Below are 24047 nucleotides of genomic sequence, written 5' to 3' on the forward strand. Positions count from 1 at the left end.
CGCACCCATGACCACGCACGACGACGACATCGACGGCTACTTCTCCGCCGCCCGGGTCACCGGGCGGGCGGGGGCGATCGAGCTGCCCCCGGACGGCTACCGCGATCACCTCTACGACCTCGACGATCCGGTGCTGGCCGGGAGCAGAGGGATGGACTACGAGGAGTTCTCGGCCGACCGGCAGACCGCACCGTTCCTGCAGGAGCTCCTCGCCTACTGGGACGGTCTCTACCGCGAGCCCTTCGTGGGCATCACCATCGACGGGCAGGTCAGAGAGGGTCTCTACCGACTGGCCGACGAACCCGCGCAGAACGACATCGTGCCCGTCGAGGCAGCACGCCGGGTCCTGGAACTGCTCACCGACGGTCAGCGCGAGCTCATCCGCCATGACATCGATTCTCCGGAATGGCGGGCGTGGAGCAACCCCGAGTTCGTCTTTCACCGGGTGGGCCTCCGGCTCGAGGCGCTCGAGGACAGGGTGGTGGAGGCCGTGCTCGAGATGGTTCGGTGTTCGCTGAGCCCGGAGGGCTACGACCGCGTGCGCGAGGCGATGGCCCTGAACGGCTTCCTCGGCGATCTCGTCGACCTGCCTCGGATCATGAACGATCGCAGTTACTGGGTCTCACTGTTCGGCGATCCCTCGTCCGACGAGCCGTGGGGCTGGCAGCTGTTCGGTCACCATGTCGCTGTCAACGTCGTCTTCGTGGGGGGCCGTCAGGTGGTCGCGCCCGTCTTTCTCGGTGCAGAGCCGGCGCTCTCCGACGGTGAGAGGCCACCGCTGTTCGAGGCGCGGGAGCGACTCGCGCTCGATCTGGCGGAGTCGTTCACGCCGTCCCAGCGAGCACACGCCGTGGTGTACGACTCGGTGCTCGACCCCGCCATGCCCGAGGACCGCCTGCATCCCGCCGACGAGCGTCACGTGGCCGGGGCATTCCGCGACAACCGCGTCGTGCCCTACGAGGGCGCGAGCGTGCGCCTGTTCTCGGCCTCGCAGAAGAGTCTGCTCCTCGCGATCGTGCAGGACTTCCTCCTGCTGCTCACCTCGTCGCAGAGGTCGGCCACGCTCCACGACGTCGAAGCCCATCTCGATGAGACCTGGTTCTCCTGGTACGGCGCGACCGACGGCACGCAGCCCTTCTACTTCCGCATCCAGAGCCCCGTCGTGTTGGCCGAGCTCGACCACCACGCGGGCGTGTGGCTGAGCAACCGCCTGCCGGCGCGGTTCCACGTGCACACCACGCTCCGGCTGCCGAACGGCAACGACTACGGCAAGGCCTACCTCTCCGAGTGGCGCCGGCGTGCCGCCGGTCAGTCGGATGCGTGGACCGCGCCCGTCTCTCCTGACGCCGACAGCTCCGCGTCGTAGCTGGTCACCGCCTCCAGGGTGTTGATGTCGTGCCGGCGCGCGGCCGTCTCGACGAGCTCGGGGTCGGCGCCGCCCTCGATCAGGTCGAGGATGGCGTCGTGCTCGGAGATCGAGGCGAGCGCGCGGCCGGGTGCGTACCAGAACGCCGATCGGCGCACGAGTTCGAGCCGGGTCCATTCCGCCGACACGAGGTCGTTGAGCCGCTCGTCGTCGCAGCGTGAACAGAGCACCGCGTGGAACCGGCGGTTGAGCACACCGAACCGACCGGGATCGAAGTTCGCCAGCGCCTCCCCCATCTCGCGGTTGAGCGATCGGGCGAGCGTCAGGTCGTCCGGGGTGAGGTGTACACCCGAGAGCGCTGTCGCGAGCCCCTCGAGGCGCGCCAGCAGACGCATGGTGCGCTGCCACGTCTCGGTGTCGAAGCTCTTCACCACGGCGCCGGAGTGTCGCACGATGTCGACCCAGCCTTCGGCCTCGAGCCGGCGCAAGGACTCCCGCCAGGGGATCGAGCTGATGTTGTACTCGCGACCGAGCTGGTCGATCACCAGCCGGCGACCAGGCCCGTACGTGCCGTCCATGATCCGTTCTTTCAGGATCTGGTAGGCCTGTTCGGCCTTGCTCCCGGCCATGGGCGCCTCCCTTCCGCTATCCGACGGTGGATGCGTTGTCCCCACCGATCCTATCTGTGATCGCACAGGATCTGCTCGATCAGGTCGCCGGAGGCACCGGATGCGCCGAGATCCAGTCGAGCAGCCTCTCGGTCACCGCGCCGCGCGAGCCGGCCTTCCGGGCCAGGACGAGAGCCCGAAGCGGCTCGGGTTCGGGTTCGAGCCGCCGCAGCACGAGATCGAACCGGGCGAGGCTCCGGCCGTCGGGGTCGGGGAGGATCCCGCGCACCAGTCCCGCCTCGATCAGCGGCACACTCGTCTGGATCGTCTCCACGGTGCGGAAGGACGAGGGGGTCACACGGCTCTCCCCCAGAGCGGCCTCCACCGCTTCGGGCAGGCTCGGCACCGCCGAGGTACGACGGGGGATGACCAGTTCGCGGCTCTCGAACGACGAGATCGGGAGAGGTGAGGGCGCCGTCGTCTCATCGGGCGGGAGCGCGGCGACGAGGGGAACCGCGCCCCAGTCGACGATGTCGAGCGTCGACCGGTGACGCTGCACGAAGCGGTCGGCGTCGGCCACCAGGATGGCTGCTAGGTCTGCGCCGCGCTGCTGCAGCAGCTCGATCGCCGCCCACGGCGGGGGATCGACGACCCGGAGCTCGACCCCGGGCAGGTCTCGGGCATAGGCGCGCAGCAGCCACGGCACCCGGTGCCACATCAACGCCGGCACCGCCGCGATCGTCAGCGCGCCCGCAGCGCCCGAACCGAAGCGCCCGATCGTCTGCGCGATGTCGTCGACCTCGCCCAGCACCCGCGAGGCGGCGTCGAGGAGGTAGCGCCCGGCGCTCGTCGGTTCGACGCCGCGAGGGGTGCGCACGAGCAGTTGCACGCCGAGTTCGGCCTCGAGCTGCGCGATGGCGACGCTGAGCGGTGGCTGCGACACGTGCAGCAGCCCCGCGGCGGCGGTGAACGACCCCGCCTCGACCACGGTGTTGAAATACCTGAGGTGTCTCAGCTCCACAAATCAGAGCATAGCCAACCGCTCTCCATAGCCACAGCCTATGGCGAATAGAGGAACTCGGTAGTTCTGCCGGCCGGCCGTGACTGTCAGGCTCGGTCACGTCACCGAACGATCAGGAGCCGCCGATGTTGCCGACCACGAACTTCGATCCCCCCTTCACGCTCACCCGGGCGAGCCACGTGTCGCTCTCAGTGACCGATCTCGCCGCCAGCCGCGACTTCTACCGCGACGTGGTGGGGCTCGTCGTCACCGAGGAGACCGACGACGCGGTGTACCTGCGCGGCCTGGAGGAGGCCGCGCACCACAGTCTCGTGCTCGAGCGAGGCGACGAGGCGAAGGCCCTTCGCGTGGGATTCCGGGTGCGCACCGACGCCGACGTCGTGGCCGCCGAAAGGCACTTCGCCTCGATCGGCCTCGAGCACCGCCGGGTCGAGAAGCCCCACCAGGGCCCCACCCTGCAGTTCCGCGACCCCGTGGGCACCCACCTGGAGATCACGTCGTCGATGGATCTCGTGCCCCGCAAGATGCAGAACTTCGACGAGTTCGTCTCCGGGTCGCCCCAGCGCCTCGACCACTACCAGGTGGTGACCTACGACGTGCAGACCGCGACCGACTTCTGGACCGGGCTCGGCATGCGCATGTCGGAATACACCGCGAAGGATGGCACTGACGAGCTCTGGGGCAGCTGGATGGAGGTCAAGGGCAACACCCACGACCTCGTGTTCACCAACGGGCACGGCCCGCGGCTGCACCACTTCGCCTACACCGTCCCCGACGCCTCGTCGCTGCTGCACGCCGCCGACGTGGCCGGGGCGCTGGGCTTCGGCCAGGAGATCGACCGCGGCCCGGGCCGGCACGGCATCAGCAACGCCCTCTTCCTCTACCTGCGCGACCCCGATCAGCACCGCGTGGAGCTGTTCACGACGCACTACCAGTTCATCGATCTCGAAGACGTGCCGATCCGCTGGGACGTGAGCAACCCGCAGCGCGCGCAGCTGTGGGGCATGCCCGCTTCCCGACGCTGGTTCTTCGAGGCGAGCGAGTTCCCGGGCGAGGGGCTCCACGAACCGCTGCTGCACGCGACGCCCGCCACACTGGAGGAGTTCCTCGGTGTGCACTGAGCCCCTCTCCCCCACGCTGCGCGCCAAGCTCGAAGCGGCGCCGACCGCGGGTCTCTCCGCCCAGTTGCGCAAGCGCGGACTGACCCGCACCACGATCGACGGCCTCGTGCCGATGCACCCGGGCGCGAAGCTCGTCGGCACCGCGGCCACTCTGCGCTTCATCCCACTCCGCGAAGACCTCTTCGCCCTCCACGGCACCGGACACAACGCCCAGAAGCGCGCCTTCGACGAGGTGGGCGAGGGCGAGGTGATCGTCATCGAGGCCAGGGGCGAGGCCGGTTCGGCGACGCTCGGCGACATCCTGGCCCTCAGGGCGCACGCCCGGGGAGCGGCGGGCATCGTCACCGACGGCGGTGTGCGCGACTACGCGGCCGTGGCCGCCGTCGGCATCCCGGTGTTCTCGAGCGGTGCCCACCCCCAGGTGCTCGGCCATCGCCACGTGCCCTGGGAGGCCGGGGTGACCATCGGATGCGGAGGTGCCGCGGTGCAGCCGGGCGACGTGCTGGTGGGAGACGGTGACGGGGTCGTGGTCATCCCGCCCCGCCTCGCCGAGGAGGTCGCGGATGCGGCGCTCGCGCAAGAGGACGAGGACGCCTGGATCGCGGAGCGGGTCGCCCAGGGGGCCGCGCTCGACGGTCTGTTCCCCCTGGGGCCGGAGTGGCGGGCGCTGTACAACGCCGGCCACGCCGAGCGGGAGACCCCGCGATGAACCGGGCGGATCGCACCCTCTCCGAGGCTGGCGTCGCCGCGATCGCCGATGAGCTCGCCTCCGCCGAACGTGAGCGCACGACCGTGCCCCTGCTCACGGCTCGGCACCCCGGCATGACGGTCGACGACGCCTACGCCGTGCAGAACGAGTGGCGCCGCCGCGGCACGGCCGCCGGGCGACGGCCGGTGGGCCGCAAGATCGGTCTCACCTCGAAGGCCATGCAGCAGGCGACCGGCATCACAGAGCCCGACTACGGAGCCGTGTTCGCCGACACCGTCTTCGCCGACGGCTCAGCGATCGAGCACGCCCGCTTCTCGAACGTGCGCATCGAGGTCGAGGTCGCGTTCGTGCTGGGCGAATCGCTCGAGGGCCCGGGGGTCACGATCTTCGACGTTCTGAGGGCCACCGAGTACGTGGTGCCGGCCCTCGAGATCCTGTCGTCGCGCATCGAGCTCGCCGGCCGCACGATCGTCGACACCATCAGCGACAACGCCGCCTACGGCGGACTGGTGCACGGCGGAACGCCGGTGGCGGTCGACGCTGTCGACCTGCGCTGGATCGCCGCCCTCCTCCACCGCAACGAGCAGATCGAGGAGAGCGGAGTCGCCGCGGCGGTGCTCAACCATCCCGCCACCGGTGTCGCCTGGCTCGCCCGCAAGCTCGCCCAGCACGACGACCGGCTCGAGGCCGGCGAGATCGTGCTGGCCGGATCGTTCACCCGCCCGGTCTGGGTGGAGCGGGGCGACACCGTGCTCGCCGACTACCACGAGCTGGGGACCGTCTCATGCCGCTTCGTCTGACTCCGCCGTTCAGCGAGGTGCTCGCCGGCTCGGCACGACCGCTCGCGGGCATCTGGGTGTGCTCGGGCAGCCCGCTGGTGGCCGAGATCGTGGCGGGGTCGGGCACCGACTGGCTGCTCATCGACCAGGAGCACGGGCCGAACGATCTCGCCTCGACCTTGGCCCAGCTGCAGGCCGTGGCCGCCTACCCGGTCACCCCCGTCGTGCGCGTGCCCTCGGGTGACCCGGTGCAGCTCAAGCAGGTGCTCGACCTCGGTGCCCAGAACCTCCTCGTGCCCATGGTCTCCTCCGCCGAGCAGGCGGCCGCGCTCGTGCGCGCGGTGCGCTATCCGCCGCTCGGGACGCGCGGGGTCGGCAGCGCCCTGGCCCGCTCGGCCCGCTGGAACCGGGTCGACGACTACCTCGCCGACGCCCACCGGCACGTGTCTCTGTTCGTGCAGATCGAGACGGCCGGCGGCGTCGACGACGCCGCCGGGATCGCCGCCGTGGAGGGCGTCGACGGCGTCTTCTTCGGCCCCTCCGACCTCGCCGCCTCGATGGGCCTGCTCGGCCGGCAGACGCATCCGGAGGTCGTCGCCGCGGTCCTGCGCGGTTTCGACGCGGTGATCGCCGCGGGCAAGCCCGCGGGCGTCAACGCCTTCGATCCCGCGGCCGCGCGCGCCTACCTCGAGTCAGGTGCGCGCTTCGTGCTGGTCGGAGCCGACGTCGCGATCCTCGCCAGGGCGACCGAGGCCCTGGCCGCCGAGTTCGGCGACGTCACGCTCCCTGGAGACCGGCCGTCCTACTGACCGCCCGGCTCGTCCGCATCGCCCGCGAACTCACCGATCAGCGTGATCGACCCCGTCACAGCCACACCGCGGCTCCCGCTGCCGCTCGCCCACGCCGTCGCCGCGTCGACGGCCGCCCGGGGCCGTTCATAGGCACGCACGCCGATACCGGGCGCCTCCTCGGCCACCAGCCGGGCGAGCTCCTCCGCCGCGATCGCCCGCTCCGAAGCCGACGCGGTGGCGAAGAACGCCCCCGCGACGCCGGCCAGCGCCCGCACGATTCCCCGTGCATCCTTGTCGTCGAGCACCGAGAGCACGAAGCCGAACCGCTTTCCCGTGAAACACTCGGCGAGGGCGGCGGCGAGACTCTGCGCGCCGGCGGGATTGTGCGCGGCGTCGAGCACCACGAGCGGGGTGCGTGACACGATCTGCAGCCTCCCGGGCGAGTCGGCGGCGGCGAGAGCCGCACGCACGGCGTCGGGGTCGAGCCGGCCAGTGCCGAGGAAGGCGTCGACCGCCGTCACGGCGACCGCGGCGTTCATCGCCTGATGCCGCCCTGCGAGGCCGAGCCGCGCATCCGTCACCGCCCCGAACGGCCCGGTCAGGTCGATCGTGAGGGTGCTGTCGGTGGTCGCGTGGCTGGTCACGGTGAAGTCGCGCCCCGCCCGCCGCAACGGAACTCCCCGGGCGCGGGCTGCGCGTCGCAGCTCGCGCATCGCCTCCTCGGGCTGCGGTGCGGTCACCGCGACGGCCTCCCGTTTGATGATGCCCGCCTTGGTCGCAGCGATCTCTCCCACGGTCGACCCCAGCTGCGCGACGTGGTCGAGCGCGATCGGGGTGAACACCGCCACGCTGCCGTCGGCGACGTTCGTGGAGTCCCAGCTGCCCCCCATGCCCACCTCGACGACGGCCGTGTCGAGTCCGTCTCTCGCGAATGCGGTGTAGGCCACCGCGGTGAGCGCCTCGAAGAACGTCACCCGGCGCCGGCCGTCCCCGAGCAGCTCGGCGTCGACCACGGCGAGCGCCCCTGCCACCTCGTCGTAGACCCGCTCCAGCACGGCGTCGTCGATCGGCCGCCCGCCGAGATCGATGCGCTCGGCGAACCGCACCAGGTGAGGACTCGTGAACAGTCCTGTGCGCTGCCCGTGCGCGCGGAGCAATGCGGCCGACATCCGGCTGGTGCTGGTCTTGCCGTTGGTACCCGTGACGTGGATGAAGCGGAAGGCGTCGTCGGGCCGGCCGAGCAGGTCGAGCACCCGCCTGGTCGCATCGAGCCGGGGCTCGGGCGCCGCCTCACCCGTGCGGTCGTAGAGGGCTTCCGCCACGGTGTCAGCGGTGGTGCGCATCAGCGTCTCCGATCGTGGTGCCGAGTGCCGCCAGCAGCGGCGCGATCTTGGTATGGGTCTCGTCGATCTCGGCATCGGGCCTGGACAGTGCGGTGATGCCGCCGCCGCTCCCGATGCTCGCTCGGTCGCCGCGCATCACGATGCTCCTGATCGTCATGGCGAGTTGGGCGGTTCCGTCGGCCGAGATCGATCCGAAGGCGCCCGCGTAGGCCCCACGCGGCCCTCCCTCGAGCTCGTGCAGAATCGACATGGCCGCGCGCTTGGGCGCACCGGTCATCGAGCCGGCGGGAAAGGCCGCGGTCAGCAGCTCCCCCAGTCCGCAGTCCTCCCGCAGTCTCCCGGTCACCGTGCTCACGAGCTGGAACACGTTCGGATGCGCCTCCACGTCGAAGAGCGAGGTCACCGCCACCGAGCCCAGCTCGCACACCCGCGAGAGGTCGTTGCGCATGAGATCGACGATCATGAGGTTCTCGGCACGCTCCTTCGGGTCGTCCTTCACCTCACGGGCGAGGCGGTCGTCTTCGTCCGCGGTCCGCCCTCGTGGACGCGTGCCCTTGATCGGCCGGGTCGTCACGAGCCGGTCCCGGTCGAGCTCGAGAAAAGTCTCCGGTGAACTGCTGAGCAGCGCGTGCTCGCCGGCTCTGATGAACCCGCCGAGCGACGAGGGGTTGAGCCTCCTCAACCGCCGGTACACCGCGAGTGGAGCCTCGTCGGTGGTGGTCTCGAAGCGGTTGGTGAGGCAGAGCTGGTAGGCGTCACCCGCGGTGATCGAGGCCTGACAGCGTTCGATCAGCCGCCGGTACTGCTCGACGGTGTGCCGGGGCTCGACCGGTCGCCTCCTCGGCGCGGGCGCCGGCTCGTCCGGAGCCCTGCCCACCAGGGCCCGCAACTCCTCCTCGGTGCGGCGCATCCACGCCTCCGCCTCGGGGCCGGCTCGGGCGGAGAGCCGGACGGTGCGCGCGCTATGGTCGAAGTCGACGCGCCGCGCGACCGGCAGCATCGCCGAATCGGCCCGCTGCGACTCGGCGAGAGGGGCCCCCATGTGTCGGGCCGCGGTCTCGTAGCCGAACCACCCCACCCAGCCGAGGGCGGGAGGGTCGTCCGCCCTCGAGACCACGTCGATCGGCGACTCCCCGAGCGGCGTCTCCCGCCCCGGCTCCGGATGCACGAGTACACTGCCGCCACCGGGCACCGAGAGGACCGCGACCACTCTCTCCTCGCCTCCCGCGTCGCCGAGCGAGGAGGTGCCGCGGTCGGTTCCCGGTCCGGCATCGAGCCAGAAGGCGTGCTCCGACGCCCCGAAGAGGCGCACGAACGCCACCTCCGGGTCGACCCAGAGCGTCAGTTCCCGCTCGCATGTCGGCGTCGAAATCACAGATGTCTGCAATCTATAATCATGTCTACTATTGTCATCAACTCACCGCGGAGGACGACCGTGGTGGCGGACCGACCGGAGGACCTGTGGCGACGACACCCCGCGACCCGGAGGGATTCTCCTGGGAGGAGAGCCTTCCCTACACCCTCTGGCGCACGCAGAACGCCGTGCACCGCTACATCCAGGGCGCCATCGAGGGCCTCGGGGTGACCGTCACCCAGCTGGGGCTCGCCGTCCACCTCGACAAGCTCGGGCCGCTGTCGGCCTCCGACATGTCGCGGGGGTTCCGCATCACTCCGCAGAGCGTGGCGACCGCGCTCGCCCGGCTCGACAAGATCGGCTGGGTGGAGCGCCGGCCCCACCCGGTGCACGGCCGGGTGATCCTGTACGAGCTCTCGCCGGCGGGCCTCGAGGGGGTGCGGGTCGGCTCGCAGCGCATGGCCGAGGTCACCGAGCGGGTGAACGCGGTGCTCTCCCCCGAGGGCTCGCGGAGCGTGGTGCTCGAACTCCGCAAGATCCTGCTCGAGCTCGAGGGGAGCGACCGGCCGATGGAACTGCTCTGGCCGATCCGCACCGCGTGAGCCACGCACGGCACCGGGCTAGCGGTTGCCCGAACCCTCTGTGCTCTCGCTGAACGGCCGGGCGATGATGGTGGCACCCACCTTCGTCTGCGTGTGCCGTTCGACGAACGGTGTGTCCCGCCCACCGTCGGGCTCGCCCCACACCATCTCGACGCGGTCGCCGATCACGTGCGCATCCTCGTCGATCATGCCGAGCGAGATCCACCCGCGCACGTTCGAGGAGTAGTTCGGCAGGTTCATCACGCCGACGAGCTCGCCGTCCTTCTCCACCCGGTCCCATTGCGAGGCCGTGTAGAACGCGGCGGGCGTCTCGATGTACTTGAAGCGCTTGTCCCCCTCCTCGTACATGCTCGAGAAGATCCGAGCCACGTCGTCGCGATCCCACCGGATCCAGGCCTTCACCCGTCGCTTCTCGCCCGCCCGCCGCTCGAGGGCCTCACGGCCGATGAAGTCGTGGTCGAACTTGGCGATGTGGGTGTATCCGAGGTCCCACGGGGTGACGTAGTAGTCCTCGATGCGGTCGGAGACGAAGCTGCCCCCGAGCGCCAGGTTCGCCTCGAAGGAGCGCGCCGGCAACCACTCCCGGAAGGGCTTCATCTCGTCGCTGGAGTAGATCGCCGGAACGGTGTTGGCGATCCAGCCCGATTCGCCCGCGACGGAGGCGTAGGCCCGCCCGCCGATCTGCGTGATGCCGAACTCGGCGCCGGCGGCCAGGAGCGTGGAACGCACCCCGTCGAGATCGGCCCAGGGCCCGAAGAACTCCAGACCGGGGAAGCCCGACATGCGGTGGTTGAGCGCCGTGGTCTGGTAGTCGCCGATGTGGAAGGTGCCCATGTGGAAGAACTTGATCTCGGGCAGCGGACCGCCGTTGACCTTCTCGAAGATCTTCGTGGCGTTCGGCCCCTGCAGTTGCAGGCGGTAGAACTCCCGGGTCGGCTTGTCGCTCTGCACGCTGCGCTCGTCGCGGCTGAGCTCCACGTCGTAGTCACCCGTCTCGGCGTTGAACTGCACCCAGTTCGACACCGGGGGCCGGCCCACGATGCGCACATGGTCCTCACCCAGGCAGAACAGGATGGCGTCGCCGATCATGTTGCCGTCGTGCCCCACGGCGATGAGCTGCTTCGCCTTCATCGGGCCGAACCCCCTGAAGCTGTTGGCACCCAGATCGGAGAGCAGCCGATAGGTGTCCGGCCCCTTCACGGTGAGGTCGTTCATGTGCAACGACAGGTCCATCAGTGCGGCGCTGGTGCGCCACGACTCCTGCTCGTCGCGCCAATTGCTGAACTCGGGCTTGACCGGGAACTGGTAGGCGCCGGACCGGCCGCTCTGCAAGAGCTGCAACGGCCCACCGGCGGAACGGATCTCGTCTTCGAGACTGGCCATGGGTCTTCCTCTCGGAATGGTGCCCGCGTCGATGCGGGATCGGGTTCAGACTATATCAGTCAACTGTCATCATCAAAGTCATCTTCAACACTCGACGGCACCAATGTTTGCAGACTCCTGTTATCAATTCTGATGACTGCTACGGTGGTGGCCACGACTCGATGGAGAGGAACGGCCACCATGAACGCACCCAGCCTTCAGGACGGGATCGACCGAGCGGGATCGCCCGTGCGACTGCTCTGGAAACCGGGGAGCGCTCCCTGGTCACCGCCGGTCGTGAGACCCGAGTACGCCGGGTGGGCCACGGAACAGGAGGCGTGGAGGTCCACGGTCGTCCTCTCCGACCTCTCCTTCCACATGTCGGACATGTTCCTCGAAGGCACGGGCGCGCTGGCGCTGCTGCACGCGGTCAGCGCCAACAGCTATCGCTCGTTCGCCATCGGCCAGGCCAAGCAGTTCATCCCGGTGGCCGCCGACGGCCAGCTCGTCACCGACGGCATCCTGCTGCGCACCGGGGAGGAGTCGTTCACCCTGAGCGGGGTGCCGGCCGCCCAGAACTGGGTCGCCCACCACGCGACGGCAGGCGGCTACGACGTCGCGTTCGAGATCGATCCCGATCGGGCCTACCGCCCCGACGATCCACGTCTCTTCCGGCTCCAGGTGCAGGGCCCCCTGGCGCTCGACCTCGTGCAGAGGGCCTTCGGAGCACCCCTGCCCGAGACGAAGTTCTTCCACTCCACCGAGGTGACCCTCGACGGCCGCCGCTTCCGCGCCCTGCGGCACGGAATGGCAGGCCAGGCCGGCTACGAGTTCATCGGCGACTACACCGACCACGACGCCGTGCTCGAAGCGCTTCAGCGTGCGGGTGAGCCCCTCGGTGCAACCTCGCTGGGAGGGCTCGCCTATGCCACCAACGGGATCGAGAGCGGGTGGATCCCCACCCCCACACCGGCGATCTACTCCGACCCCGCGCTCGAGGACTACCGGCGATCGCTGAGCCTGTTCTCGTTCGAAGGGCAGAACCCCCTCTACGGCAGTTTCTACTCCGACGACATCGACGACTTCACCACGTCGCCCTGGGAGCTGGGCTACGGCCGGTCTCTCAGCTTCGATCATGACTTCATCGGCCGAGACTCCCTCGAGGCCGCGCGAGAGTCGACGTCGCGCACCAAGGTGACACTCGAGTTCGACGCCCACGACGCTCGCGCGGTCCTCGGCGCCGATGACGAGTACGCCCTCAGCTACGGGCGCTACCGCGTGGAGAACCACACCGGGCTCGTAGGCACCGCGTTCTACACGGCGCGCATCGCCCCGGTCGGCACGGTGCTCTCGCTCGCGCTCGTCGACCGCGCCGTGGACGAGCCGGGCACGGAGGTCGAGGTGGTCTGGGGCGACCATCCCGGCCACGGCACCCCGGCGGAGGTCGAACTCGGTCTGCCGCGCGTCCGGGCCGTCGTGCGGCCCTCACCCTACGATGCCTATGCCAGAACCGCCTACCGTGCAGCCCGTCTCTGATCGTGCTTGCATCCCGAAATGTTTTAAGGTTACAGTGATGTTCACAGACGCCTGCAATACCTGTTCCAAGGGTAGGCCCGGCGCTGCTGCAGCCACGACGAAGTGCGGAGGAACCCGATGCCCACCACCCTGACCCCCTCGGCCCTGCTCGAGAGGTTCTCTCTGGAGATGACCGGCAAAGACGTGCCCGGACTGCACGAGGCCGCCGCACTCATCCCGCCGTCGACGCGCATCAACGTGACGTTCCTGGGCAACGAAGACCTGCCCGCCCGCCTCACCGCTTCGCGCGCCGTGCAGCACGCCGGCTTCGTTCCCGTGCCGCACGTGTCGGCGCGTCGCCTCGCCGGGCAGGCCGAGCTCGAGGAGTTCCTCGGGCTCCTGCGCGACCAGGGAACCATAGAGGACGTGTTCGTCGTAGGAGGCGACCCGCACACGCCTGTCGGGCCCTACGACGATTCGCTCCAGGTCATCCAGACCGGCCTGCTGCAGCGGTACGGGGTGGCCGAAGTGGGCATCGGCGGCTACCCCGAGGGCCACCCCGACATCAGCGACGATCGTCTCTGGGGCGCTCTGACCGACAAGGCCGCCGCGCTCCGCGACCAGCAGCTGCGGGGTACCGTCATCACGCAGTTCGGGTTCGACGTCGCGCCCGTGTTCACCTGGATCGAACGCGTGCGCGAACGCGGCATCGACCTCCCCGTGCGGGTGGGCGTGCCCGGCCCGGCGGGAATCAAGCGGCTGCTCGCTTTCGCCGGCCGTTTCGGCATCTCCTCGAGCGCGGGCATCGCGAAGAAGTACGGGTTCTCTCTCACCAACCTGCTCGGAACAGCCGGCCCCGACCGCTTCATCACCCAGCTCGCGCAGGGATACGACGCCGAGCGGCACGGTGAGGTGCGGCTGCACTTCTACACCTTCGGCGGGCTGAAGGCCACGGCCGAGTGGATCACCGCGTTCGAGGCGGCCCAGGCATGACCATCACGGATGCGCCACCCGCGGTCGCCCCACTGCGCGGCTCGGTCACGAACCAGGCCTGCCTCATGGTGCACGGTCTCGATCGGCCTGGCATCGTCGCCGCCATCTCCTCGACGCTGGCCAGGCACGGCGCGAACATCGTCTCGCTCGACCAGCACACCGACGACCCCGCCGGCGGGCACTTCTACCAGCGCACCGTCTTCTCCCTCGACGACCTGGTGGTCGCCCGCGAGTCGCTCGAGAAGGACCTCACCGCCGAGCTCTCCGACCGCTTCGACCTGGAATGGTCGCTCACCAGCCGTTCGACGCCGAAGCGGGTCATCATCCTCGCCTCCAAGTCCGACCACTGCCTCCTCGATCTCCTCTGGCGGCATCGCAGAGGGGAGATCCCCATGACGGTGCCGATGGTCGTCTCCAATCACACCGACCTGGCCGAGGAGGTGCGCGCCTTCGGCATCCCGTTCTTCCACGTCCCGTCGGTCCCCGGCCCCGACAAGTCGGCGGCCGAGGCCCGGATCGTGGAACTCATCCGGGGCAACGCCGACCTCGTGGTGCTGGCGAGGTACATGCAGATCCTCTCCCCCGGCTTTCTCGAGGGCGTCGGAGTGCCGGTCATCAACATCCACCACTCCTTCCTGCCGGCGTTCATCGGGGCGGCGCCCTATCGCAAGGCGAAGGAGCGTGGTGTGAAACTCATCGGCGCCACCGCGCACTACGTCACGGAGGAGCTCGACGAGGGCCCCATCATCGAGCAGGACGTGGTGCGCGTCTCGCACGCCGACTCCGCCGCCGACCTGCAGCGCAGGGGTGCCGACGTCGAGCGCGCCGTGCTGTCGCGGGCCGTGTCGTGGCACTGCGACGACCGGGTCATCCGCACGGGCTCCGAGACGATCGTCTTCTGAGATGACGGCTCGACGACTCGACGGCCTCGCCACCGCGGCCGCCATCAAGGCCGAGCTCGCGGACCGTGTGGCGACGCTGCGTGGGAGAAGGGTCGTCCCCGGCCTCGCCACCGTGCTCGTGGGAGACGACCCCGGCTCGCGGTGGTACGTCGCGGGGAAGCACCGCGACTGCGCAGAGGTCGGCATCTCGTCGATCAGGCGGGACCTGCCGGCGGACACCGACCAGGCAGAGCTCGACGAGGTCATCCGCGAACTCAACGCCGACCCGGCCTGCACGGGTTACATCGTGCAACTCCCACTCCCCGCCCATCTCGACACCGACCGTGCGCTCGAACTCATCGATCCCGCGAAAGACGCCGACGGGCTGCACCCCACCAACCTCGGTCGGCTCGTGCTCAACGTCGACCGCCCGATCGGGTCGCCACTGCCCTGCACTCCGCGCGGCGTGATCGAGCTCGTCGAGCGTCACGGTCTGTCGTGGGACGGCGCCGACGTGGTGGTGATCGGCCGGGGTGTGACCGTCGGCCGATCGATCGGGGCACTGCTCACCCGGCGTGAGTACAACGCCACCGTCACACTCACCCACACGGGCACCCGCGATCTCCCGGCGAGGCTCCGCGAGGCCGACGTGATCGTGGCCGCGGCGGGATCCGCCGGTCTCGTGCGGCCCGAGCACGTCAAGCCTGGCGCGATCGTGCTCGACGTGGGGGTGTCGCGGTCCGTCGACCCGATGACCGGCCGCTCCCTCGTGGTCGGCGACGTCGACCCTCGGGTCGACGACAGGGCCTCCTGGCTCTCCCCCAACCCGGGAGGTGTCGGGCCGATGACCCGGGCCCTCCTGCTCGCCAACGTCGTGGAGATGGCCGAGCGCACCTGAGCGCCCGCCCTGCTCCACGCACACTCGCTCCACGCACACTCGACGATGAGAGGAACCACCAGCATGAACGCACCGAGCCTGCAAGACGGGATCGACAGGGCCGGATCGGCCATCAACCTGCTCTGGAAGCCCGGAGTGGCACCCTGGACCGTGCCGGTGGTGCAGCCGGAGTACGTGGGGTGGAGCGAGGAGCAGAACGCGTGGCGCAGCACCGTCGCCCTCTCCGACCTCTCGTATCACATGTCCGACACCGTCATCGAGGGTCCGGATGCGACCAAGCTGCTCTCGGCGGTGAGCGCGAACAATTACGAGAACTTCGCCATCGGCCAGGCCAAGCAGTTCGTTCCGGTCTCCTACGACGGCAACATCATCGTCGACGGCATTCTGCTGCGCGAGAGCGAGAACCGCTACACGCTCACCGGAGTGCCGGCCGCGCAGAACTGGGTGAAGTACCACGGCACCACCGGGGGCTACGACGTGGAGTTCTCCACCGACCCCGACTCCTCGGTGCGCAAGGACGGCGACCCGAAGCTGTTCCGCTATCAGATCCAGGGTCCGCTCGCCCTCGAGCTAGTGGAGCGCGCCTTCGGCGGTCCGCTCCCCGAGACGAAGTTCTTCCACTCGATCGTCACCGAGCTCGCGGGCAAGCCGGTGCGCGCGCTGCGGCACGGCATGGCGGGGCAGGCAGGCTACGAGTTCATCGGCGACTACGCCGACCACGCCGAGGTGAAGGCGGCCCTCATGGCGGCCGGCGAACCGCTGGGCCTCGTGCTCGTGGGCGGGCTGGCGTACTTCACCAACGGCGTCGAGAGCGGCTGGGTGCCCACGCCCACACCGGCCATCTACACCGATCCGCGACTGGAGGACTACCGGCGATCCCTCGGCCTGTTCTCCTACGAGGGCCAGAAGCCGCTGAACGGCAGCTTCTTCTCCGAAGACATCGAGGACTACTACCTCTCCCCCTACGACCTCGGGTACGGGCGTTCGATCTCGTTCAACCACGACTTCATCGGCCGCGAAGCCCTCCTGGCCGCCAAAGACGCGCCGCGCCGCACCAAGGTGACACTGGAGTTCGACGTCGACGACGTGCACCGCGTGCTCGGCGACGACCCGGGTCACACGCTCACCTACGCCCGCCATCGCGTCGAGAGCGAGGGCGAGCTCGTCGGCGTGACCTACTACACCGCACTCATCGGACCGGTCGGTACGGTGCTGTCGCTGGCACTGGTCGACGCCGAGCACGCGACCCCGGGCACGCGGGTCGAGGTCGTGTGGGGTGAGCACCCGGGCGCGGGCACGGCTCCGGATGCAGACCTCGGCTTCCCGCGCATCCGGGCCACGGTGCAGACCTCCCCCTACGACGAGTTCGCCCGAACCCAGTACCGACTCAACCGGGTGTGAGCGCACCCGCCGGCGATCGGGAGCCGCCCCGCGGGGGATGCCTGCCGATGAGGCCACCATGACCGCACCCGATGCGGCGAAAGACGTCAGGTGAGGCTAACCTAAATCACTGATGCCTCCCCGACTCACCGCCCGCCGCACGCTCGCCTTCGTGAGCGTCGTCGTCGTGCTCGTGATCGCGGTGGTGCTGAGCCTCATGGTGGGGCGCCAGGCGCTCTCCCCCGTCGAGGTGGTGCGTGCGCTGATCGAGGGCGGCACCGGCAACACCGTCGACATCGTGCGCGGCCTCCGGCTCGAGCGCACGCTGGTGGCGCTCGCGGTGGGGGCGGCCCTCGGCGCCGCGGGCGCGCTCATGCAGGCGCTCACCCGCAACCCGCTCGCCGACCCCGGCCTCCTCGGCGTGAACGCGGGCGCCGCGGCGGCGGTGGTCACCGGGTTCACCTTCTTCGGCATCACCAGCGCGCTCCCACAGATGTGGCTCGGCCTGGTCGGCGCGGCCGTCGCTTCGGTCGTGGTGTACCTCGTCGGCTCGGGCGGGCGCGCCTCCGCCGGCCCCGCCCGGCTCGCCCTGGCCGGTGCCGCCCTCACGGCGGTGCTGTTCAGCTACATCAACGCCCTCGCGATGAGCGACCAGGCCACCTACAACGAGGTGCGCTTCTGGGTTGTCGGCTCGGTGGTCAACCGGGGCCTCGACACGCTCGTCATCGCGCTGCCGTTCCTCGTGCTCGGGGTCGTGCTCGCCCTGATCGTCGGCCCCGGCCTCAACGCCCTCGCGCTCGGTGAGGACAGCTCGCGCTCGCTCGGCCTCGGCGTGGGGCGCATCCGCGTGCTCACCGCCGTCTCCATCACCCTGCTCTGCGGAGCGGCGACCGCGGTGGCCGGTCCGATCGGCTTCCTCGGGCTCACCGTGCCGCACGTCGCGCGGGCCGTCGTGGGCGCCGATCAGCGGCGCATCATCCCGTTCGGCATGCTGCTCTCGGCGGCGTTCCTCGTGCTCGCCGACACCCTCGGCCGGGTCGTCTCCGGCGGGGCCGAGATCGAGGCGGGCCTCATGACCGCGATCCTCGGCGGCCCGGTGTTCATCGCGCTCGTGCGCCGGCGACGGATGGTGCCCGCATGACCCGCCGCTGGAACGTGGTCGCCGGGCCACTCGCCCTCCGCTTCCACGTGCGCTCCGTGGTGGTGGCGGGGCTCCTCGTGCTCGCCCTCGTGGGCGCGATCCTCGCCTCGCTCACCCTCGGTGCGCATCCGGTCGGCCTCGTGCCGGCCCTGCAGGCCGTCTTCGGCGAGGGGAGTGTGGCCGACGAACTGATCGTGGGTCAGCTGAGGCTGCCGCGAGTGCTCACCGGAGCGCTCGTGGGTGCCGCGCTCGGCATGGCCGGCTCGCTGTTCCAGTCGGTCACGCGCAACCCGCTGGGCAGCCCCGACGTGATCGGCTTCACCTCGGGAGCCTCGACCGGCGCGCTGGTGGCCATCCTGGTGCTCGGGATGGGCGCGGGCGGCACCGCGATCGGTGCGGTCCTCGGCGGCGCGGCGACCGCCGCGATCGTGTTCGCCCTCGCCACCCGCCACGGCGTCGCCCCGCTGCGGCTCGTGCTCGTGGGCATCGGAGCGGGTGCCATCCTGCTCGCCGTCAATCAGCTCATGATCGTACGATCCCAGCTCTACGACGCGCAGAGCGCCGCGGTGTGGCTGGTGGGCAGCCTGGCCGGTCGCGGCTGGCCCGACGTGATGTTCCTGCTCCCTGTCGTGATCATCGGAGGCGTGCTGGCGGCGGCGCTGGCGTCGGCGCTCACGCTCGGCGAGTTCTCCGACGACCGGTCGGCAAGTCTCGGCCTCCGCCCCGGGCGGGTGCGCCTCGGGGCTGTGACCGTGGGGGTGCTGCTGGCTTCGGCCGCGGTCGCCGCCGCCGGCCCCATTCAGTTCGTCGCCCTCGCCGCACCGCAGATCTCGCGCCGCCTCACCGGCGCCACCGGCCCGAACGCCCTCACCGCGGCGCTGACCGGCTCGGTGCTCCTGGTCCTCTCCGATCTCGCCGCACGCGAGGCCTTCCAGCCCCGGCAGCTGCCGGTCGGCGTGGTCACCGGCCTCGTCGGAGGCCTCTATCTGATCTGGCTGCTCGGTCACGAGTGGCGGAAGGGACGCGGATGACCGGCACAGAACGCCTTCGCGCCGAGAACGTGGTGCTCGGCTACGGCGACGCCCCCATCGTCGACGGACTCAGCATCGAGGTGCCCGACGGCTCGTTCACGGTGATCGTCGGAGCGAACGGCAGCGGCAAGTCCACCCTTCTGCGCGGCCTCGCCAGGCTGCTGCGCCCGAGCCAGGGAGAGGTGGTGCTCGACGAACGCCCCCTGCGCGCCTACGGGTCGAAGGAGCTCGCCCGCCTGCTCGGCCTGCTGCCGCAGTCGCAGGCCGCACCCGAGTCGATCGGCGTGGCCGACCTGGTGGCGCGCGGACGGTACCCGCACCAGACCCTGCTGCGCCAGTGGTCGCCTTCCGACGCCGCGGCCGTCGAGCGGGCGCTCGAGCGCACGGGCACGGCCGAACTCGCCGACCGCACCTTCGACGAGCTCTCCGGCGGGCAGCGGCAGCGGGTATGGGTGGCCATGGCGCTGGCGCAGGAGACGAGCATCCTGCTGCTCGACGAGCCCACCACCTTCCTCGACATCGCCCACCAGGTCGACCTGCTCGACCTCTGCTCGCAACTGCAGCAGGAGAACGGCTACACGATGGTGCTCGTGCTGCACGACCTCAACCTCGCCACGCGGTACGCCACCCACCTCGTCGCGATGAAGGACGGGTCGATCGTGGCCCAGGGCGAGCCCTCGGCGATCATCACCCCCGCACTCGTCGAGGAGGTGTTCGGCCTCCCCTGCACCGTCATCCCCGACCCGGAGACCGGCACGCCCCTCGTCATCCCGCGGCGTTCGCCGCACATGCCCCCGAATCCCCTGCCAGAACAACAAGGAGAATCACAGTGAACCGACGACACATCCGCCTCGCCGGCGTCGCCCTCGCGATGGGCACCGCCCTCGCCCTCACCGCGTGCAGCGGCGGCACGACCGACAGCGGCACGGCGGGCGAGACCTCCGCCGCCACCACCGGCGCCTTCGAGTACACGGATGCGCGCGGCGAGACCGTCGCGCTCGACTCGGTGCCCACCACCGTCGTCGCCCAGGCCACCGTGGCCGCCGCGCTCTACGACGCGGGCTTCACCGTCGCCGGCGCCTATGGCGAGCTCGTGCCCGACGCCGACGGCGCCTACAGCTACCAGGTCGGCGACCTGCCGGTCGACGAGATCGAGGTGATCGGCAGCACCTACGGCGAGTTCGACATCGAGGACTTCGCGCTGCTCGAGCCGCAGCTGATCGTCGACTACACCTTCGACGGCGAGACGCTCTGGTACGTGCCCGCCGAGCAGGCCGAGCAGATCTACGCGCTCGCCCCCGGCATCGCGCTGAACGGCTCTCCGGCCACCACCGACGAGGCGATCGAGAGCTTCGTCGAGCTGGCCGGCCTCCTCGGCGCCGACACCGAGAGCGACGAGCTCGCCGCCGACAAGGCCGCCTACGACGCCGCGCTGGCCACCATCGCCGAGGTCGCGTCCGCATCCGGCCTCACCGTCGCCGTCATGTCGCCCGGCACCGACAGCCTGTACGTCGCCGACCCCGCGTTCCTGCCCGAGTTCTCCACGCTCACCGCGCAGGGTCTCGACGTGATGACCCCGGTCGACCCCGACGGCCAGGTGTTCAAGCAGGTCAGCTGGGAGCAGGCCTCCGACTACTCCGATGCCGACGTCATCCTCGTCGACGCCCGCGGCTACGACGCCGTCGCCGACGACCTGATGGGCGTGCCCACCTGGGCCAGCCTCCCCGCCGTGCAGGCGGGCCAGGTCTACAACTGGTACGCGGCTGCGCCCTACTCCTACAAGCAGTACGCGCAGATCTACCAGGAGCTGGCCGACGAGCTGGCGAACGCGTCGAAGCTGTAAGGACCGGATGAGCCGCGCCCGTCGCTTCGGCGACTCCGCCGCGCAGCCCGGCGCCCGTCACCGCGAGGTGGCGGGCGCCGGGTCGCCGACGGTCGTGTTCGAGGCGGGGCTCGGCATGTCGGGCGTCGTGTGGGCGCTCGTGCACCCGCGCGTCGCCGAACACACCCGCGCCGTGGTGAGCGACCGCCGGGGCATCGGGCGCAGCGCCGACGCCGTAGGCCCCCGCACCCTCGACGCCCTCGCCGCCGAACTCGGTACGCTGCTCGACGAGCTCGGCGGACCGTTCGTGCTCGTCGGCCACAGCTGGGGCGGCCCCATCGCCCGCGTCGCCGCCGCCGGTCGCGACGACGTGCGCGCCCTCGTGCTCGTCGACCCCTCCGACGAGCACCTCGACGAGTACTTCACCCCCGCCACCCGGCGCCGCATGGCCATCGCGGGCCCGGTCACCCGCGCCGCCGCCGCTCTGGGGCTCTACCGCCGTGCGTCGTCCATGGGCGACGTGCTGTCGCCGGATGCACGCCGCCGCTTCCGCGACGAGAACTTCGGCCGCCGCGCGGCCCGGCAGCTCGACGCCGAGGTCGCCCACTTCCTCCCCGGTCTCGCCGCGCTGCGCGCGCATCCGCCCGCCGTCGACGCCGCCCTCACGATCGTCTCGGGCTCGGGCGGGGCCATCGAGGAGGCCCACGCCCGCTCGGTCGCGCTCGCCGGAGGCCGCCTCGTCGTCGCCGAGGGCGCCGGTCACAACGTGATGCTCACCGACCCCGACACCGTCGTCGACGCCGTCGTCGCCGCCGTTCTCGCGGCGCCGCCCGCCGGCTGAACCGGCCCCGCCACCGCCCGCTGCCTACCGCGGGTCGGCGAACCTCGCGAGCCAGTCGCCGAGGGTGGTCTCCAGCACCGACGAGAACGGGTACGCGATCTGGTCGGCGGGCTGGGGCACGTCGGCCGAGCCGACGTCGCGCAGGATGTGCACCATGTCGGGGATCTCGGTGAACTCGGCGACACCGGGCGCGAACTGCCCCGCGACCGCGACCACGCCCGAGTCCGGTGTCCCGTCTCCGCACGGGGTGTTGAAGTCCTTCGTGCCACACGTGACGAGCGTCGGCACGCTCACGAGGGGCGGCAGCTCGTACGGGTCGACCGCGTCGTACTGCTTGCCGTACAGGGTGCGGTAGGCGTGGGTCACCACCATCTGCGCGGGGTCCGACCCATAGATGTTCGACTCGATCGTGCTCTGGAAGACCGCGGTCATGTCGACGGCGTCGGGCAGCGGCACGGGGCCGGGCGCGGGATAGGGCGGGGTGCCGGTGCGGATCTCCGCCACGCCGGCGGCCATCCAGTCGGCCAGTGTCTGCTCGTCGTCGGCGGTCATGGCACCCGCGGCCACGGCGGCCTCCATCTGCACGCTGAACTGGGAGGACACGACGTCGAGGATGTGCGTGTAGGCCGGCTCGATGAGCAGCAGCCCCGCCAGCGCGGGCGCGTCGCCGAGCTCGGTCGCCACGATGAGTGAGTCGGCGCCGCCCTCGCTGTGCCCGAGCAGCAGGATGCGGTCGGAGTCGACCCCCGGCTGCTCCGCCACGAACGAGAGGGCGTCGCGGATGGGCTGCACCCGCAGCTGGTCGTAGCCCAGCGCGAGCATCTCGTCGGGGTCGGCCGCATAGGGGCCGAGCCCCGTCGCACCCGTGCCGAGCTTGTCGTAGCGCAGCGACGCGACGCCGTTCGCGCTCATCACGTCGGCCAGCCATTCGTAGGCCTCGGTGTCGAGGGTGGGCGCGTTGCCGTTGCGGTCGACACCGCCGGTGCCGACGACGATCACGACCGCCGGAACCGGCTGCGAGGTGTCGGTCGGGCCGCGGAAGCTGCCGTGGAAGGTGACGCCGCCGCTGTCGAAGGCGACCTCCTGATCGGCGCCGATCACGGGCTGCACCGGAGTGGTCGTCGGCGTGGGGGTCGGAGCGGGCGTCGGCTCCGAGGTGGGGCCGGCAGAGGGGCAGGCCGAAGCTTCGGCCGACGACACGGATGCGGTCGCAGGCGCCGCGGCTCCTCCCAGCTGGAGGGCCCCGGATGCGGCGAGCACGGCCAGTACGATGGCGAGCGTCGTCGTCGCAGCACCCCGGCCGCCGCCCGAACCGCGCCGGCGACGCAGCAGCACGAGCACCACCGCGCCCGCCGTGAGCACGAGCACACCTACCAGCAAGAGGGGCAGCGACCCCGCGGCCCCCGTGTCGGCCAGACAATCCGTCATCGCACATCCCTCCGATGACTCAGTGTCCTGAACCGTCCACCCCGCCGACAAGACCCGCTTGCGGACATGTCCGCTACAGGACACGCTGAGACGATGAACGACGAGTCCCTGCTGTCCATGGCCTATCGCGGCCGCCCGTCGACCGTGGCCGAGCTCGCGACGCTCTCGCACCTCCCGCTCGACGAGGTGGAGGCGATCGTCGCCAGACTCCGAGACCGCGGCAGACTCGGTGGCCACGGCGCCGACCTCACCTACACCGCGCCCGCCGACTGGGCGGCCGAAACCGTCGCGGCGCACGCCGCCGAGCTCCGCCACAGCGCGCGCGACCTGCTGGGCGAGATCGAGCGGATCGTGGCCGAGCTGCCCGGGATGATCGGGCACTGGTCGATCGGCGAGACCTCCGCCGATCCGATGCCCGTCGTCACCCGCCACGGGCCGCGGGCCGCCGAAGACGTCTGGTACGAGCTCGGGCAGCGCGACACGGGAACCTTGGAGGCCGTGCTCCCCGACATCACCCGCTTCCTCTCGAGCCCCGCCGAGCGGGTGGAGCGTTTCTCGACCGCGTTCCGCCGCAAGGACGCGGTGCGCGTCGTGCTCTCCACCCCCGCGGCGGCCGATCCCGCCCTGCAGCAGCTCCTCACCGCCTTCACGGCGGCCGGGATGGAGTACCGCTTTCTCGACGATCCCCCGAGCTGGTTCTGGGTCGACGGCGACCAGCTCGCCGTGCCGTACGAGTGGGGCGAGGGCCGCCCCACGAGCGTGGTGAGCGTGCGCAACACGGCCCTGGCCACACTGGCCTCCGCGTACTTCGCCACGCTGTGGCATTCAGCGGCCCCAGCAGTGCCGGCCTCCGCATCCGCGCAGCCCTGGACACCGCTGCTCACCCTGATGCGCAAGGGCATCACCCTCGAGACCGCGTCCCGGATGATCGGGGTGAACCCCCGCACCGGTCGCCGCCGGATCGCCCAGGCGATGACGCACTACGGCGTCTCCACCCTGTTCGCGCTCGGAGTGGCCTGGGCCGCGGACGCCGACGCCGCCGCAGACCCCGAATGACCACG

At 70.7% G+C, this 24047-nt stretch carries 22 protein-coding genes and 1 pseudogene; 17 read left to right on the top strand and 6 right to left on the bottom strand.

Annotated elements, in window-relative coordinates; genetic code table 11:
* Positions 1 to 7: 7 nt before the first annotated feature.
* Positions 8 to 1366, top strand: coding sequence for a DUF3500 domain-containing protein (locus N1031_RS06270; protein ID WP_259478750.1), 1359 nt, complete (start codon positions 8 to 10; stop codon positions 1364 to 1366).
* Here N1031_RS06270 and N1031_RS06275 read toward each other — a convergent pair.
* On the bottom strand, positions 1309 to 1995 hold the full coding sequence (locus N1031_RS06275) for a GntR family transcriptional regulator (protein ID WP_259478751.1): 687 nt from the start codon (positions 1993 to 1995) through the stop codon (positions 1309 to 1311). The genes N1031_RS06270 and N1031_RS06275 overlap by 58 nt on opposite strands.
* 79 nt (positions 1996 to 2074) lie before the next feature.
* The gene (locus tag N1031_RS06280) at positions 2075 to 2995 is read right to left on the bottom strand and encodes a LysR family transcriptional regulator (protein ID WP_259478752.1); all 921 of its coding nucleotides are present in this window, start codon (positions 2993 to 2995) and stop codon (positions 2075 to 2077) included.
* A gap of 125 nt (positions 2996 to 3120) precedes the next feature.
* Between N1031_RS06280 and hpaD the strand changes: the two genes are divergently transcribed.
* From hpaD to N1031_RS06300, 4 genes and pseudogenes are all read left to right on the top strand, one after another.
* Positions 3121 to 4116: a 3,4-dihydroxyphenylacetate 2,3-dioxygenase gene (hpaD, locus tag N1031_RS06285; RefSeq protein WP_259478753.1), complete on the top strand. Its 996-nt coding sequence runs from the start codon at positions 3121 to 3123 to the stop codon at positions 4114 to 4116.
* Between the two features lies 1 nt (position 4117).
* A pseudogene (locus tag N1031_RS06290) lies at positions 4118 to 4825 on the top strand (RraA family protein); the annotation flags it as partial.
* Complete coding sequence (gene hpaH / locus N1031_RS06295) at positions 4822 to 5625, top strand: 2-oxo-hept-4-ene-1,7-dioate hydratase (protein ID WP_259478754.1); 804 nt, start codon at positions 4822 to 4824, stop codon at positions 5623 to 5625. The pseudogene N1031_RS06290 and the gene hpaH, both read left to right, overlap by 4 nt.
* A complete protein-coding gene (locus N1031_RS06300; protein WP_259478755.1) occupies positions 5610 to 6413 on the top strand; it encodes an HpcH/HpaI aldolase family protein in 804 nt (267 codons plus the stop codon). The genes hpaH and N1031_RS06300 overlap by 16 nt, the downstream gene beginning before the upstream one ends.
* On the opposite strand, the gene N1031_RS06305 is transcribed toward N1031_RS06300, so the two are convergent.
* Positions 6407 to 7738 (bottom strand): bifunctional folylpolyglutamate synthase/dihydrofolate synthase, encoded by a 1332-nt coding sequence (locus tag N1031_RS06305; protein ID WP_259478756.1) that lies wholly within the window; start codon positions 7736 to 7738, stop codon positions 6407 to 6409. The genes N1031_RS06300 and N1031_RS06305 overlap by 7 nt on opposite strands.
* Complete coding sequence (gene pabB, locus N1031_RS06310) at positions 7722 to 9050, bottom strand: aminodeoxychorismate synthase component I (RefSeq protein WP_259478757.1); 1329 nt, start codon at positions 9048 to 9050, stop codon at positions 7722 to 7724. Before pabB ends, N1031_RS06305 begins: the two co-directional genes overlap by 17 nt.
* A gap of 149 nt (positions 9051 to 9199) precedes the next feature.
* Here pabB and N1031_RS06315 point away from each other — a divergent pair, with 149 nt between their 5' ends.
* Complete coding sequence (locus N1031_RS06315) at positions 9200 to 9694, top strand: MarR family winged helix-turn-helix transcriptional regulator (protein ID WP_259478758.1); 495 nt, start codon at positions 9200 to 9202, stop codon at positions 9692 to 9694.
* An 18-nt stretch (positions 9695 to 9712) separates the two neighbouring features.
* On the opposite strand, the gene N1031_RS06320 is transcribed toward N1031_RS06315, so the two are convergent.
* Entirely contained in the window at positions 9713 to 11077 is a 1365-nt protein-coding gene (locus tag N1031_RS06320) for an aminomethyl transferase family protein (RefSeq protein WP_259478759.1), read from the bottom strand.
* Between the two features lie 180 nt (positions 11078 to 11257).
* On the opposite strand from N1031_RS06320, the gene N1031_RS06325 reads away from it, so the two are divergent.
* The 10 genes from N1031_RS06325 to N1031_RS06370 all read left to right on the top strand — a co-directional run bounded on the left by N1031_RS06325 (position 11258) and on the right by N1031_RS06370 (position 21558).
* A complete protein-coding gene (locus tag N1031_RS06325; protein WP_259478760.1) occupies positions 11258 to 12592 on the top strand; it encodes an aminomethyl transferase family protein in 1335 nt (444 codons plus the stop codon).
* Positions 12593 to 12709: 117 nt separating this feature from the next.
* Positions 12710 to 13564: a methylenetetrahydrofolate reductase gene (locus N1031_RS06330; protein ID WP_259478761.1), complete on the top strand. Its 855-nt coding sequence runs from the start codon at positions 12710 to 12712 to the stop codon at positions 13562 to 13564.
* The gene (gene purU / locus N1031_RS06335) at positions 13561 to 14466 is read left to right on the top strand and encodes a formyltetrahydrofolate deformylase (protein ID WP_259478762.1); all 906 of its coding nucleotides are present in this window, start codon (positions 13561 to 13563) and stop codon (positions 14464 to 14466) included. The genes N1031_RS06330 and purU overlap by 4 nt, the downstream gene beginning before the upstream one ends.
* Position 14467: 1 nt before the next feature.
* Entirely contained in the window at positions 14468 to 15343 is an 876-nt protein-coding gene (locus N1031_RS06340; protein WP_259478763.1) for a bifunctional methylenetetrahydrofolate dehydrogenase/methenyltetrahydrofolate cyclohydrolase, read from the top strand.
* Between the two features lie 63 nt (positions 15344 to 15406).
* Complete coding sequence (locus N1031_RS06345) at positions 15407 to 16744, top strand: aminomethyl transferase family protein (protein ID WP_259478764.1); 1338 nt, start codon at positions 15407 to 15409, stop codon at positions 16742 to 16744.
* A 112-nt stretch (positions 16745 to 16856) separates the two neighbouring features.
* A complete protein-coding gene (locus tag N1031_RS06350) occupies positions 16857 to 17864 on the top strand; it encodes a FecCD family ABC transporter permease (protein ID WP_259478765.1) in 1008 nt (335 codons plus the stop codon).
* Positions 17861 to 18895 carry a FecCD family ABC transporter permease gene (locus N1031_RS06355; RefSeq protein ID WP_259478766.1) on the top strand — a complete coding sequence of 345 codons (1035 nt, stop codon included), beginning with the start codon at positions 17861 to 17863 and terminating at the stop codon, positions 18893 to 18895. Before N1031_RS06350 ends, N1031_RS06355 begins: the two co-directional genes overlap by 4 nt.
* Positions 18892 to 19728, top strand: a complete 837-nt coding sequence (locus tag N1031_RS06360; protein ID WP_259478767.1) for an ABC transporter ATP-binding protein — start codon at positions 18892 to 18894, stop codon at positions 19726 to 19728. Before N1031_RS06355 ends, N1031_RS06360 begins: the two co-directional genes overlap by 4 nt.
* Positions 19725 to 20738 carry an ABC transporter substrate-binding protein gene (locus tag N1031_RS06365; protein WP_259478768.1) on the top strand — a complete coding sequence of 338 codons (1014 nt, stop codon included), beginning with the start codon at positions 19725 to 19727 and terminating at the stop codon, positions 20736 to 20738. Before N1031_RS06360 ends, N1031_RS06365 begins: the two co-directional genes overlap by 4 nt.
* A 7-nt stretch (positions 20739 to 20745) precedes the next feature.
* The gene (locus N1031_RS06370; protein WP_259478769.1) at positions 20746 to 21558 is read left to right on the top strand and encodes an alpha/beta fold hydrolase; all 813 of its coding nucleotides are present in this window, start codon (positions 20746 to 20748) and stop codon (positions 21556 to 21558) included.
* A gap of 24 nt (positions 21559 to 21582) precedes the next feature.
* On the opposite strand, the gene N1031_RS06375 is transcribed toward N1031_RS06370, so the two are convergent.
* Entirely contained in the window at positions 21583 to 22986 is a 1404-nt protein-coding gene (locus N1031_RS06375) for an alpha/beta hydrolase (protein ID WP_259478770.1), read from the bottom strand.
* Positions 22987 to 23079: 93 nt separating this feature from the next.
* On the opposite strand from N1031_RS06375, the gene N1031_RS06380 reads away from it, so the two are divergent.
* Entirely contained in the window at positions 23080 to 24042 is a 963-nt protein-coding gene (locus N1031_RS06380; protein WP_259478771.1) for a hypothetical protein, read from the top strand.
* Positions 24043 to 24047 lie beyond the last annotated feature (5 nt).

It is taken from the genome of Herbiconiux moechotypicola (assembly GCF_024979255.1).
Lineage (GTDB): Bacteria > Actinomycetota > Actinomycetes > Actinomycetales > Microbacteriaceae > Herbiconiux > Herbiconiux moechotypicola.